The sequence below is a fragment of the Haloferax sp. Atlit-48N genome (assembly GCF_003383015.2).
Lineage (GTDB): Archaea > Halobacteriota > Halobacteria > Halobacteriales > Haloferacaceae > Haloferax > Haloferax volcanii.
This window is the reverse complement of record NZ_CP137689.1, coordinates 1,548,420-1,560,264: the sequence shown is the minus strand read 5'-3', so window position 1 is coordinate 1,560,264 and position 11,845 is coordinate 1,548,420. Positions and strand designations below refer to the sequence as shown.

Below are 11,845 nucleotides of genomic sequence, written 5' to 3'. Positions count from 1 at the left end.
TCACTCCTCGTCGGCGAGGAAGTCGGGTTCCGTGCGCTTTTCGTCGTATTCGCTCCGGAGGTGGTCGCGGAACGCCTCGACGCTCACGTCCTTGGCCTCGCGTTCCTTGCGGTCGCGGACGGAGATGGTTCCGTCTTCTTCCTCGTCGCCGCCGACGATGACCATGTACGGGACGCGGTCGGTCTGGGCCTCGCGAATCTTCCGGCCGAGCGTCCACGAGCGGTCCTCGATGTCGACGCGGAAGTCGTTGAGTTCGTACTGGAGCTTCTTCGCGTACCCAATCTGGTCGTCCGAGATGGGCAGGATGCGGACCTGCTCGGGCGCGAGCCAGAACGGGAACTTGCCGTTGAAGTGCTCGATGAGGACCATGAAGAAGCGCTCGTAACTGCCGTAGAGCGCGCGGTGAATCATCACCGGCTGGTGGTCCTCGTTGTCCTCGCCCGTGTAGGTGAGGTCGAAGCGGTCGGGCATGTTGAAGTCGAGTTGGACCGTCGGACCGTCCCACTTGCGACCGAGGGCGTCCTTGAACGCGAAGTCGATTTTCGGCCCGTAGAACGCGCCGTCGCCGGCCTCGATGCCGTAGTCGATGCCGCTGTCGTCGAGGACCGCGCGCAGTTGCGTCTCGGCCTGCTCCCAGATTTCGTCGCTGCCGACGGACTTCTCGGGACGCGTGGCGAGCGCGACTTCGGCGTCCAGCCCGAACGTGTCGAACACCGTCAGGATGTTGTCGATGATGAGGTTGATTTCGTCCTCGATCTGGTCGGGGCGGACGAACAGGTGACCGTCGTCGATGGTAAAGGACCAGACCCGCGAGAGGCCCGACAGCTCGCCGCGCTGTTCCTTCCGGTAGACCTTCCCGTCCTCGAAGTAGCGCACCGGCAGGTCGCGGTACGACCACGACTGCTGGTCGAAGATGGTCGCGTGACCGGGGCAGTTCATCGGCTTCAGGCCGTACTCCTCGTCGTTCACGTCGAGGAGGAACATGTCGTCGACGTAGTTCTCGTAGTGGCCCGACTTCTTCCACAGCTCCGTCCGGAACAGGTGGGGTGTCTCGACGGGGTCGTAGCCCGCGTCGAGGTTGAGCTGTTTCGCGTAGTCCGCGAGCTCGTCGAGGATGCGCTTGCCGTTGGGCTGGTACAGCGGCAGACCCGGCCCCGTCGTCTCGTCGATGGCGAACAGGTTCAGCTCCTGGCCGAGCTTCCGGTGGTCGCGCTCCTTGGCCTCCTCGCGCATCTCGAGGAACTCTTCGAGGTCGGACTCGGACTCGAACGCCGTGCCGTACACCCGCGTCAGCGTGTCGTTGTCCTCGTCGCCGCGCCAGTAGGCCGCGGAGATGTTGAGGAGCTTGACCGCGCCGATTTCGCCCGTCGATTCGACGTGCGGACCCTTACAGAGGTCCTCGAACTCGCCCTGCTGGTAGAACGAGAGCTCGTCGTCGCCGGCGGCCTCCTCTTCGAGGATGTCGCGCTTGTAGGGGTTGTCGGCGTACTTCTCCAGGGCCTCCTCGCGGTCGACGAGGACGCGCTCGATGTCGAGGTCCTCCTCGATGATGTCGCGCATCTCGTCTTCGATGGCTTCGAGGTCCTCCTGTTCGAGGTCGACGCTCGTCACGTCGTAGTAGAAGCCGTCGTCCGTCCACGGGCCGATGGTTAGCTTGGCCTCGGGGTGGAGCCGCTGGAGGGCCTGCGCGAAGACGTGGGCCGCCGAGTGGCGGAGCACGTCCAGATACTCGTCGGACTGGTCGGTGACGATGACGAGGTCCGCGCCGTCGTGGAGCGGCGTCTCCTTGTCCACGAGTTCGCCATCGACGACGCCGGCGACGGTGTCCTTGCCGAGGCCGGGGCCGATTGCGAACGCGGCGTCTCGCACCGTCGCACCCTCCTCGACGGAGAGTTCCGTCCCGTCGGGGAGGATGACAGCGATATCACTCATACGCGCACGGAACGGACGGGGGAGAATAAGTGTTGTTGAGACGAGCGCGAGCGACGCCCGCTCGCGGCCGGTTTCGTGCGATTTGCTAGCACAACTGTGGCGGCGTCGGCGGCCTGACTCGGTTCCCGCCCCCGCGGTCGCGCCCTCGTCGTCGGCTCGCCGTTTCGACCCAAAGTACCAATTGGGTCGCCCGCGGACCCTGTGGGTATGCGACTTTCTCGACAGAGCGGGGTGTTCATGCACGTCACCTCGGTCCCGGGGCCCCACGGCATCGGCGACCTCGGCGACGGCGCGCGCGCTTTCGTGGACTTCCTTGCCGACGCCGAACAGTCGATGTGGCAGTTCTGCCCCCTCGGGCCGACCGAACCCGCCATGGCGAACTCGCCGTACCAGTCGACCTCCTCGTTCGCCGGCAATCCGCTTCTCATCGACCTCACCGACCTCGCGGACCGCGGGTGGCTCACCGACGCCGACCTCGAACCCGTCCCCGACTTCGACCCTCACGCGGTCGACTACGAGCGCGTCGGCGAGTACAAGCGCTCGCGGCTCCGCGCCGCCTTCGACCGCTTCGAGGCCGAGGCCACCGAGGACGCCCGCGCGGCCCTCGACGCCTTCCGCGAGCGCGAGGCCGGCTGGCTCGACGACTACGCGCTGTTCGCCGCCCTGAAAGACGAGTTCCGGCGGGCGTGGATAGACTGGCCGACCGAGTTGAAGACCCGCGACCCCGACGCGCTCGCCGACGCCCGCGCCGAGTACGCCGACGAGATTCGCTACCGCGAGTTCGTCCAGTTCTGCTTCGACGAGCAGTGGCGCGCCCTCGCCGACTACGCCGACGAGAAGGGCATCACCCTCGTCGGCGACCTCCCCATCTACGTCGCGCTCGACAGCGCCGACGTGTGGGCCGCCCCCGAGGCGTTCGACCTCACCGAGTCGAACGAACCCGCCGTCGTCGCCGGCGTCCCGCCGAACCCGGACGACGCCGGCCAGCGCTGGGGCAACCCGCTGTACGACTGGGAGACGCTCCGCGAGGACGGCTACGGCTGGTGGCTCGACCGCCTCCGCCGGCTGTTCGACCTCGTCGACGTGACCCGCATCGACCACTTCAAAGGCTTCGACGAGTTCTGGGCCATCGACGCCGACTCCGACGACCCCGGCGACGGCGAGTGGCGCGACGCGCCCGGCCACGACTTCTTCGAGACGGTCGAGCGCGAACTGGGCGACCTCCCGTTCATCGTCGAGGACCTCGGCTTCCTCGACGCCTCGCTCGTCGACCTCCGCGACCGGTTCGCCTTCCCCGGCATGCGCGTCCCGCAGTACGCCGACTGGTGCCGCGAGGGCGACATGTACCAGCCGATGCACTACCCGGAGAGCTCCGTCGCCTACACCTCGACCCACGACACCGACACGTTCGTCGGCTACTACCGCGACCTCGACGACCGCACCCGCGACTGCCTTCACTACAACATCGGCGCGGACGGCTCGGAGATTCACTGGTCTATCATCGACGCCGTCTGGAACTCCGCGTCCGTCCTCGCGTTCACAACCACGCAGGACCTCCTCGGGCTCGGCTCCGACGCCCGGTTCAACACCCCCGGCACGCAGACCGGTAACTGGGAGTGGCGCGTCACCCGCGAAGGCCTCGACGACGGCGTCGCTGACCGCCTCGCGAGCCTCACGGACCTCCACATCCGCAACTGAAGCGGCCGGCGACTCTCGCCTCGGTTCGACTGCACCTTTTTCAATCGTCCACCCGACGGCAACGGTATGTCTCGCCGCCTCGGCCTCGGCGCGTTCGCCGCCGGGCTTCTCGCCGCGGTCCTCTCGGCGCTCGTCCGCGCGACGACCCCGCTTTCGGAGTTCGACGTACCCAACGCCGACCTGTTTCTCTCGACCGGGCTGTCGGCCGCCGCGGTCGCGCTCGTCGCCTACGGCGTCTACCGCTTTCTCACCGCGTTCCTCGTCGCGCGCATCGCGGACCGCCGCCGCGCCCACGACGTGCGGAACGTCCTGCGACTCGGGGTCGGCGGAATCGCGCTCGTCGGCGTCCTCGGGGCGTTCACGGACCAGTGGCTCGGCGTGTTGGTCTCCTTCGGCGTCATCGGCTTCGCCGTCACCTTCGCGCTCCAACAGCCGATTCTCTCCTTCATCGGCTGGTTTTACATCCTCGTGAGCCGCCCCTACGCGGTCGGTGACCGCGTCAACATCGGCTCGGTCTCCGGCGACGTGGCCGAAATCGACTTCCTCGTCACGACGCTCTGGGAGACCGGCGGCCCCCTCGCGTCGAACCAGCCGACCGGCCGGACCGTCACCGTCCCGAACTCGCTGGTCCTCTCCTCCGAGGTCGTCAACTACGGCGCGCTGTTCGACCGCGTCTGGACCGAGATACCCGTGCAGGTGTCCTACGAGACGGACCTCCCGTTCGTCCGCCGACTCCTCTTGGACGTGGCCGACGAGGAGCTCGGCGACGACATGGACGCCGCGATGAAACGCTACCGAGACAGGCTCCGCGAGTCGCCGCTGGACCTCGATGTGGCCGACGGCCCGACCGTCAACGTCGCACAGGAGGAGTCGTGGGTCGTCTTCCGACTCCGCGTGCTCGTCCCGCCGACCCGCGCCCAGCGCGTCAAAAACCGGCTGTACGAGCGCATCCTCGACCGACTGGGTGACCACCCGGACCGCGTCAGCTTCCCGGTGAGTCGCAACCGCTGAGCGCGACGCGGTTCGACGTGGCGCGACGCGGCGCGCCTCGCTCGTCGCCACCCCGCCTCGTCGCCACCCCGCCTCGCCCGCCGGCATCGAAACCCGCAAATCCCCCGCGCCCAACGTCGAAGCGATATGGAGACGGGTGTCATCGACCTCGGGAGCCTCGACGGAGCGTTCGACCTCCAATCGACGCTGGAAAGCGGCCAGTCGTACCTCTGGGACCGCCCCGACGGCCGGATGTACGAGCGCGACGCGGCCCACGGCGGCGACGCGTGGTACCAGACGGTCGTCCCGCCGCTCGACGGCGTCTCCGACGAGTCCGCCGTCGTCAGGGTCCGCCAGACCGACGGCGCGCTGGAGTGGGAGTCCAACGTCGACGCCGTCCCGCTTCTCACCCACTTGCTCCGCCTCGACGACGACCTCGACGCCATCGTCTCGGAGATGCCCGACGAACCGCTGGTCCGGCGGGCCTACGAGGCGTACCCGGGGATGCGACTCGTCCGCGACCCGCCGTTCGGCTGTCTCGTCTCGTTCATCTGCTCGGCGCAGATGCGCGTCTCCCGCATCTTCGGGATGCAGTCGCGGCTCAGAGAGACCTACGGCGAGCGCGTCGAGTTCGACGGCGAGACGTACTTCGCGTACCCGACCCCCGAGCGACTGGCCGAAGCCACCGAAGACGAACTGCGCGACCTCAGCCTCGGCTACCGCGCGCCGTACGTCCGGCGGACGGCCGAGATGGTCGCCACGGGCGAGGCGACGCCCGCCGAGGCCCGCGGCCGCGACTACGAGGACGCCCGCGAGTTCCTGACGACGTTCGTCGGCGTCGGTGACAAGGTCGCGGACTGCGTCCTGTTGTTCTCGCTCGACTACCTCGAAGCCGTCCCGCTCGACACGTGGATTCGGTCGGCCATCGAGGAACATTACCCCGACTGCGACCGGGGGAACTACGCCGACACCTCGCGGGCCATCCGCGAGCGCCTCGGCGGTCGCTACGCCGGCTACACCCAGACGTACGTGTTTCACTACCTTCGCTCAGGCGGGGAGTGAGCGCCACGAGACGGACTGGCAAGAAGGTTGATAGCCTTCGGCACACAACCTCCTCGTACCCATGGACTGCAGAGTCGTCGTCGAGGCCGCGGTCCCGGTGTACGACGTGGAGACCGTCGACGAGGCGATTCGTATCGCCATCTCGAAGACCGGCGAGATGCTCAATCCCGACCTGAAGTACGTCGAGATTAGCATGGGCGCGCGCACCTCGCCCGGCGGCGAGGAGCTTCCCCCCGCCTTTATCGCCGCGGACGAGGCGCTCGTCGCCCTCGAACTGGAGATGACCGTCTTCAACGTCGAACAGGAGGAACACGCCTCGCGCATCGCGCGCAAGGAAATCGGCCAACGCCTCGAAAACATCCCGCTGAAAGTGCTGTCCGTCGACCGCGTCGACGACGAGTCGGTCGAGACCGATGGCGAGGGCGGCACCCGAACCGAAACCGGCGCGTCTGACCCCGACGAAACGCTCGTCGACTTCGACGACCTCGTCGACGGCCGCTGAGGCGTCGGTTCTATCGTCGTCGCTGCGGCGACGCCGCAGCCCCGTTCACAGTTTCTGCTCGCGTGCGGAACTCACTCACTCTCGGCACGGCGGTCGCTCGGGAGCGTCGTCGCGCGGGAGAGCACGGCGCGGTCGCTCTCGGATGTAGGGTCGTAGAGGAGAACGCGTTTCTTTTCTCGGTTCAGTCGGCTTGCGGTGCGAGCGGCTCTGGTTCGGCCTCGCGCATCGCTCCGGTGATTCCTTTCGCCAGTTTAAACACGGCTGCTTTGTGGTCCGTCTTGGACTTGTGGATGGATGTCGGTCGTACGCCGAGTTCGTTGTACTCGACGAGACTGATTTCCTCGTCCTCCCAGGCCTCAATCTGGGTGTGGACTTCTGCGAGCAGACCGTGCAGGTGGATGAGTTCCTGCTTCTTCATGAGCAACCACGGCTTGAGACCGGAGGGATATAGTATTATCTTGAGTCACGTTAGCATCCGACTCCCTTAAACCGCCGATTATGGGGGTCTCAGCGGAAATTTCGTGTTCGACCGTTTTCAATTGGTTTGTTGTTTCGCCCCGTCGCTAGTGAACGACGGCCGAATATCACGAGTGGTTTATATAGCTATGTAGCCCGCGCGCCGAGCGTCGGTCGCGCGCGTCGGGGGGTCGTGAGAATTTTACGCCGCCGCGCGCGTACTGTCGCGCATGGACTACGACGACCAACTGGACCGCGCGCTCTCGGCGTCCCCGGATGTCGCGGAAGGCGACGACCGCTTCAGCGTCCCGGAGCCGACGGTCCGCCAGGAGGGGAACGTCACGGTCTACGAGAACTTCGCGGCGACCCACGACCGACTCGCCCGCGAGGCGACGCACGTCCTGAAGTTCTTCCAGACGGAGTTGGGCACGAGCGCCCAAATCGACGACCGCGGCCGCGCGCGCTTCACCGGCGAGTTCCGCCAGCGCCGCATCGCCGACGCGCTCGACGAGTACGTCGAGTCGTTCGTGCTGTGCAGCGAGTGCGGGTCTCCCGACACGAAGCTCACCACTCAGCGGGGTGCCGACGTGCTGAAGTGCGACGCGTGCGGCGCGCTCTCAGCGATTCCCGATCTGTAAAAACGAACGTCCGGCGGGGACAGCCCCGTCCGAGAGACGGGCGCTCTGTTCTCTCGCTACTCGAACTGCTTGAGCGTCTGGAGGTCGCGCTCCGTCCGCATGAACTCGGCCGTGCGCCGCGTCGCGCCACAGCTCTGACACGAGTAGTTGTCGCGGTGAGCGGGGAGTTCGGTCGGATTCGTCTCCCAGTCCTTTCCACACTCGGGGCACAACAGGCGGACGAACGCTTCAACCATACCCGGTATATGCTCCGGGAGCGCGGATAAATGTTGTTGCGTGATAGCACGGCCGAGAAAAAGCACGGCTCACGATGCGCCGCGCGCCCACCGATGGCTTACGCGAGCAGGGTGCCGTCTTGGACTTCGAGCAGCTCCTTGTACCGGTTGCGGATGGTGACCTCGGAGATGTCCGCGACCGTCGAGACCTCGCTTTGGGTTACCTTCTCGTTGGTGAGGAGGGCGGCGGCGTAGACGGCGGCGGCGGCGAGGCCGACCGGCGACTTGCCCGAGTGGATGCCGGTCTCCTTCGCGTCGCGGAGGAGCTGGCGGGCCTGTCGCTCGGCCTCGTCGGAGAGACCGAGTTCGCTGGCGAACCGCGGGACGTACTGCTCGGGGTCGGCGGGCTTGATTTCGAGCTTCAGCTCGCGGACGATGTAGCGGTACGTCCGGGTGAGCTCCATCTTATCGACGCGCGAGACCTTCTCCAGCTCGTCGAGCGACCGGGGAGTTCCGGCCATCCGGGCCGACGCGTACAGCGCCGAGGTGGCGACGCCCTCGATGGAACGGCCCGGGAGCAGGTCGTCGTTGAGCGCGCGGCGGTAGATGACCGAGGCGGTCTCGCGGACGTTCTCGGGGAGGCCGAGCGCCGAGGCCATGCGGTCGATTTCACCGAGCGCCTGCTTGAGGTTGCGCTCCTTGGAGTCGCGGGTACGGAACCGCTCGTTCCACGTGCGGAGCCGCTGCATCTGCTCGCGCTGCCGCGGCGAGAGGGACTTGCCGTAGGCGTCTTTGTTCTGCCAGCCGATGTTGGTCGACAGCCCCTTGTCGTGCATCATCTTCGTCGTGGGCGCGCCGACGCGGGACTTGCTGTCGCGCTCGGCGGAGTCGAACGCGCGCCACTCGGGGCCGCGGTCGACCACGGTGTCCTCGACGACGAGGCCGCAGTCTTCGCAGATGGTCTCGCCGTGTTCCTCGTCGGTGACGAGGTGGCCGCTGCACTCGGGGCAGACCTGCGTTTCGTCCTGCTGCGTTTCGTCTCGCTCTGACTCGCGGGGACGGACGTCCCTGCTCTTTGCGTCGGCACTGTACGTTCGGGTGGTTATCGTGTCGCTCATGGTGGGGTGGAAGGCGCGGATACGTCTCGGCCGGGAAGACCTCAGAAGACGAAAGAATAATCCGGCTTGGACTGGCCTTACCAACAGTAAGTTCGAAAGCCTTATAAAGTTTTCGCCACTCCTGTGTGGGTGAATCGCACGATGTGGGCGCTTTGTCGTCACCTCGCCGACGGGAATCGGGGTTCCGCGCGATTAATGGGATAGTATAGCTCTTTCGTCGCTCAGAGCCAGTGTTCCCGGCGGAAGTAGACGAGGAGGACCACGGAGACGAGCGCCATCCCGAGCATCGTCGCCGGGTAGCCGTAGGCCCAGCCGAGTTCGGGCATGTTGAACGCCGACGCGCCGGGGTCGAAGTTCATGCCGTAGATGCCGACGACGAGCGTGAGCGGGAGGATGATGGTCGCCACGACGGTGAGCGTCTTCATCACCTCGTTCGTCGACTGCGAGAGGGTGTTGAGATAGATATCTCGCGCGCCGCGCGCGAGGTCGCGGTACGTCTCCGTCAGGTCGACCAACTCGACGAGGTGGTCGTACACGTCGCGGTAGTACTTCTCCGTCGCCTCGCGGACGTAGTCGGGGTCGCCGCGGGCGAGCACCCCGACGGCCTCGCGCGTCGGCCACACCGTCTTTCGGAACGACAGCAGGTCGCGCCGGACCGCGTTCAGCCCTTCGAGCACCTCCGGGTCGGGCCCCTCGAAGATGCTGTCCTCGATGAGCTCGATTTCCCCGCCGACCTCGTCCAACAGCCCGAAGTACTCGTCGACGATGCGGTCGATGACGCGATAGCCCACGTAGTCCGGCCCGAACCGGAGCATCCGCGGCTCTTCGCGCTCGATGGCGTTCCAGACGTAGTTTATCGGTTCCAACTCCCGGCGCGTCAGCGTCACGAGCCAGTCGTCACCGAAGCAGAGCCCCACGGGTCTGGTCTGGACCTCCTCTTCGAACACCTGCTCGCCGGCGCGGAGCGTCGCCATTCGGACGAGGACGAACGTGTACTCGTCGTACTCCTCGGTCTTCGGTCGGGCGTCGTTCCGCACGTCCTCGACCGAAAGCGAGTGGATGCCGAACGCCTCGGCGACGCGGTCGAACTCCTCGCCGGTCGTCGCGCGAACCCACGTCGTCCCGTCGGCGTCGCGCGCCGCGTCCAGCGCGGTCTCCTCGTAGGCCGACGCGCCGTCGTCGCGGTAGACGAGCGCCGAAATCACCGCACGTCACCCCCGATGGCCCAGAGCGTGATGCCGACCATGACGGCCGTCACCGAGAACGCCCGCCCCGGATAGGCGGCGAGGGTCCCGACGCCGTAGCCGACGACGCCGAGCGCCGTCACCGCGATACCTGCGGTCCGTACGCGAGTCATGGAACCACCGACCCGCGGCGACGAGAAAAAGGCTCCCCCGAGGCGACTCGCCAGAGCGACCTACGCTTCGGACGGGTGTTCGACCGAGCGAATCAGTTCCAAGACGTTCTCCTCCTCGCCGTCGAGCTGTTGGGGGTACAGCCCGATTGCGACGACGAAGTCCTCGTTGTGCTGGACCTTCGTCACGTGGACGTACACGTCGACTTCGTCCCCGCCGAACCGCGCGGTGGCGCTGTACTTCGTGACGTTGGCGGTCTGTCCGAGCATCTGGACGTTCCGCGAACTGACTTGGTCGACGTCGCTGAGGCCCTGATACCGGTTGTCGACGAGGCGGATGAGGTCGTCGTTCGAGTAGTCGCCGATGGGGCTCCGCGGCTGGCCGGCGACCTCGACCGCGGGCGTCGAGATGACGCTGAACGAACCGAGTTTGGCCTCGCCGAAGAAGCCGAGGTCAAGCGTCTTCTCGTACGTCGTGATGTGGTTGCTGGCGGCGATTTGACGCTCCTGTCCGCCGAACGAGAGCGTGCGGTTCACCGCGAACGTCTCGGTCCCGTTCGTCTCGTAGCCGGCGTTCCCGGCGACGGTCGCGTCCGCCGTGGCCGGCTCGGATTCGAACGTCAGCGTCTCCTCGCCGGTCAGAAAGCCGATACAACCGCTCGTGAGCACGAGTGCGGCGAGCGCGAGCACCGCGACTACGCGTCTGGAACTCATTGCCCCGCCATTTCCCCGCACCCGGCATAAGTTCGGTGGCCGGACGGGTCGGTCTTCGGCGTGGTGCGGCCCGCGTCGAACGCTGCGGGTTTCGCCTCAGCCGTCGAGGTCCCGCGACTCGTTCTCGCGGCGAATCACGCGGCCGCTGTGGACGTAGTAGGCGGGCGCGACGAACGGGAGCGCGAACGCCGCGCCGAACCAGAGATGTCGGGACGCGCCCCAGTCGATGCCCTGTCCGCGGAGCGACCTGATATCGGCGCGAATCAGCCCCGCGTAGAAGACGTGGGTGACGAGGTAGACCGCGAACGCCGGTTCCGGCCCGATGTACAGCGAGACGACGGTGAACATGACGAAGCCGATGGCGTAGATGACCGGCAGCACCCCACGGTAGCGGCCGCGCGCCGGGCGCTGTTTCCGCTGTCGCTCGCGCTCGACCGCCGTCCCGCGGCGGTACTCGTCGGTGCTCATGTCGCTACGGTGTCCCCCGCGGGGAAAAAGTGGTTCGCTCAGCCGAGGTATTTGACCTCGACCTCGTGCGGGCCGTCGTCTGTCGGGAGCGCGACCGCCTCGCGGAGGTGGTCGCGGACCGCCGAGCGCCACGCTCGAACCGCCTCCGTGTGGCGCTCGTGGTGCGCTTCGACCTCGTACGGGTCCGGTCGCGTCTCGTCGGGTTCGGGGAACGCGGGGGCGTCGTCAGCGACGAAGACCCGCGGCTGGAGGTGTATCGGCTCGGGGTCGGCGTAGTCCGAGGCCTCGCCGCCGGTGCGGTGAATGCGCGCCCGCATCCGCCCGTAGAACGGCGGCGTGACGCGGAGGACGACGGGGTCGTCGCCTCTGCGGTTCGCCTCCAAGGCGGTCACGAGGTCGTCGGTCGTGACTGCGAGCGAGCGGACGGCGGTCGGGTCGGACGACCCGCGCGCGCCGTTCAATCTCCGGCGCGCCGGCGACTCGTCATCGACGTGGGCCGCAGTTCGCCGCTGCACTCGGGGCAGGTCGAACGGTACGACGCGGCGCTCACGGTCGTTTGACACTCACGACAGACGTACGAAGCGCGTTCCATCGAGCATTCGTACGAGACATGGTGTGTTAAAACTTACCACAGAACGACCGGACGGCGGCCCGCGCCCGCGGGTCCGTGCCCTTTTACCCGAACGGGGCGCAATCCG

15 protein-coding genes are annotated in these 11,845 nt (G+C 66.9%); 5 read left to right on the top strand and 10 right to left on the bottom strand.

Annotation, left to right across the window (positions count from 1 at the left end):
• On the bottom strand, nt 1-1,932 hold the full coding sequence (gene thrS, locus DEQ67_RS08450; protein ID WP_115802682.1) for a threonine--tRNA ligase: 1,932 nt from the start codon (nt 1,930-1,932) through the stop codon (nt 1-3).
• 207 nt (nt 1,933-2,139) lie between these two features.
• Between thrS and malQ the strand changes: the two genes are divergently transcribed.
• From malQ to DEQ67_RS08430, 4 genes are all read left to right on the top strand, one after another.
• Entirely contained in the window at nt 2,140-3,630 is a 1,491-nt protein-coding gene (gene malQ / locus DEQ67_RS08445; protein ID WP_115859762.1) for a 4-alpha-glucanotransferase, read from the top strand.
• Nucleotides 3,631-3,696: 66 nt separating this feature from the next.
• Nucleotides 3,697-4,641, top strand: coding sequence for a mechanosensitive ion channel family protein (locus DEQ67_RS08440; protein ID WP_115802680.1), 945 nt, complete (start codon nt 3,697-3,699; stop codon nt 4,639-4,641).
• 126 nt (nt 4,642-4,767) lie between these two features.
• On the top strand, nt 4,768-5,682 hold the full coding sequence (locus tag DEQ67_RS08435) for a DNA-3-methyladenine glycosylase family protein (RefSeq protein WP_004041571.1): 915 nt from the start codon (nt 4,768-4,770) through the stop codon (nt 5,680-5,682).
• Between the two features lie 61 nt (nt 5,683-5,743).
• Nucleotides 5,744-6,184 carry a DUF555 domain-containing protein gene (locus DEQ67_RS08430; RefSeq protein ID WP_006600225.1) on the top strand — a complete coding sequence of 147 codons (441 nt, stop codon included), beginning with the start codon at nt 5,744-5,746 and terminating at the stop codon, nt 6,182-6,184.
• A gap of 181 nt (nt 6,185-6,365) precedes the next feature.
• Here the strand turns inward: DEQ67_RS08430 and DEQ67_RS08425 are convergent, their stop codons facing one another.
• Nucleotides 6,366-6,602 (bottom strand): UPF0058 family protein, encoded by a 237-nt coding sequence (locus tag DEQ67_RS08425; RefSeq protein ID WP_004041569.1) that lies wholly within the window; start codon nt 6,600-6,602, stop codon nt 6,366-6,368.
• A gap of 268 nt (nt 6,603-6,870) precedes the next feature.
• Between DEQ67_RS08425 and DEQ67_RS08420 the strand changes: the two genes are divergently transcribed.
• Nucleotides 6,871-7,278: a translation initiation factor IF-2 subunit beta gene (locus DEQ67_RS08420; RefSeq protein WP_004063154.1), complete on the top strand. Its 408-nt coding sequence runs from the start codon at nt 6,871-6,873 to the stop codon at nt 7,276-7,278.
• Between the two features lie 56 nt (nt 7,279-7,334).
• On the opposite strand, the gene DEQ67_RS08415 is transcribed toward DEQ67_RS08420, so the two are convergent.
• The 8 genes from DEQ67_RS08415 to DEQ67_RS08380 all read right to left on the bottom strand — a co-directional run bounded on the left by DEQ67_RS08415 (nt 7,335) and on the right by DEQ67_RS08380 (nt 11,739).
• On the bottom strand, nt 7,335-7,514 hold the full coding sequence (locus tag DEQ67_RS08415) for a hypothetical protein (RefSeq protein ID WP_004041567.1): 180 nt from the start codon (nt 7,512-7,514) through the stop codon (nt 7,335-7,337).
• 98 nt (nt 7,515-7,612) lie between these two features.
• Nucleotides 7,613-8,611, bottom strand: coding sequence for a transcription initiation factor IIB (locus tag DEQ67_RS08410; RefSeq protein WP_004041566.1), 999 nt, complete (start codon nt 8,609-8,611; stop codon nt 7,613-7,615).
• Between the two features lie 221 nt (nt 8,612-8,832).
• On the bottom strand, nt 8,833-9,816 hold the full coding sequence (corA, locus tag DEQ67_RS08405; protein ID WP_006600226.1) for a magnesium/cobalt transporter CorA: 984 nt from the start codon (nt 9,814-9,816) through the stop codon (nt 8,833-8,835).
• Nucleotides 9,813-9,968, bottom strand: a complete 156-nt coding sequence (locus DEQ67_RS08400; protein ID WP_004041564.1) for a hypothetical protein — start codon at nt 9,966-9,968, stop codon at nt 9,813-9,815. The genes corA and DEQ67_RS08400 overlap by 4 nt, the downstream gene beginning before the upstream one ends.
• 60 nt (nt 9,969-10,028) lie before the next feature.
• On the bottom strand, nt 10,029-10,655 hold the full coding sequence (locus DEQ67_RS08395; protein ID WP_004041563.1) for a DUF6517 family protein: 627 nt from the start codon (nt 10,653-10,655) through the stop codon (nt 10,029-10,031).
• Between the two features lie 120 nt (nt 10,656-10,775).
• Nucleotides 10,776-11,147, bottom strand: coding sequence for a hypothetical protein (locus tag DEQ67_RS08390; RefSeq protein ID WP_004041562.1), 372 nt, complete (start codon nt 11,145-11,147; stop codon nt 10,776-10,778).
• 38 nt (nt 11,148-11,185) lie between these two features.
• Nucleotides 11,186-11,608 (bottom strand): hypothetical protein, encoded by a 423-nt coding sequence (locus DEQ67_RS08385; protein ID WP_004063157.1) that lies wholly within the window; start codon nt 11,606-11,608, stop codon nt 11,186-11,188.
• A complete protein-coding gene (locus tag DEQ67_RS08380; RefSeq protein ID WP_115802679.1) occupies nt 11,605-11,739 on the bottom strand; it encodes a rubrerythrin-like domain-containing protein in 135 nt (44 codons plus the stop codon). Before DEQ67_RS08380 ends, DEQ67_RS08385 begins: the two co-directional genes overlap by 4 nt.
• Nucleotides 11,740-11,845 lie beyond the last annotated feature (106 nt).

Bases quoted from the DNA above. Each gene is read 5' to 3' on its own strand.
- thrS (WP_115802682.1), bottom strand. From the start codon at position 1,932: ATGAGTGATATCGCTGTCATCCTCCCCGACGGGACGGAACTCTCCGTC.
- malQ (WP_115859762.1), top strand. From the start codon at position 2,140: ATGCGACTTTCTCGACAGAGCGGGGTGTTCATGCACGTCACCTCGGTC.
- DEQ67_RS08440 (WP_115802680.1), top strand. From the start codon at position 3,697: ATGTCTCGCCGCCTCGGCCTCGGCGCGTTCGCCGCCGGGCTTCTCGCC.
- DEQ67_RS08435 (WP_004041571.1), top strand. From the start codon at position 4,768: ATGGAGACGGGTGTCATCGACCTCGGGAGCCTCGACGGAGCGTTCGAC.
- DEQ67_RS08430 (WP_006600225.1), top strand. From the start codon at position 5,744: ATGGACTGCAGAGTCGTCGTCGAGGCCGCGGTCCCGGTGTACGACGTG.
- DEQ67_RS08425 (WP_004041569.1), bottom strand. From the start codon at position 6,602: ATGAAGAAGCAGGAACTCATCCACCTGCACGGTCTGCTCGCAGAAGTC.
- DEQ67_RS08420 (WP_004063154.1), top strand. From the start codon at position 6,871: ATGGACTACGACGACCAACTGGACCGCGCGCTCTCGGCGTCCCCGGAT.
- DEQ67_RS08415 (WP_004041567.1), bottom strand. From the start codon at position 7,514: ATGGTTGAAGCGTTCGTCCGCCTGTTGTGCCCCGAGTGTGGAAAGGAC.
- DEQ67_RS08410 (WP_004041566.1), bottom strand. From the start codon at position 8,611: ATGAGCGACACGATAACCACCCGAACGTACAGTGCCGACGCAAAGAGC.
- DEQ67_RS08400 (WP_004041564.1), bottom strand. From the start codon at position 9,968: ATGACTCGCGTACGGACCGCAGGTATCGCGGTGACGGCGCTCGGCGTC.
- DEQ67_RS08390 (WP_004041562.1), bottom strand. From the start codon at position 11,147: ATGAGCACCGACGAGTACCGCCGCGGGACGGCGGTCGAGCGCGAGCGA.
- DEQ67_RS08380 (WP_115802679.1), bottom strand. From the start codon at position 11,739: ATGGAACGCGCTTCGTACGTCTGTCGTGAGTGTCAAACGACCGTGAGC.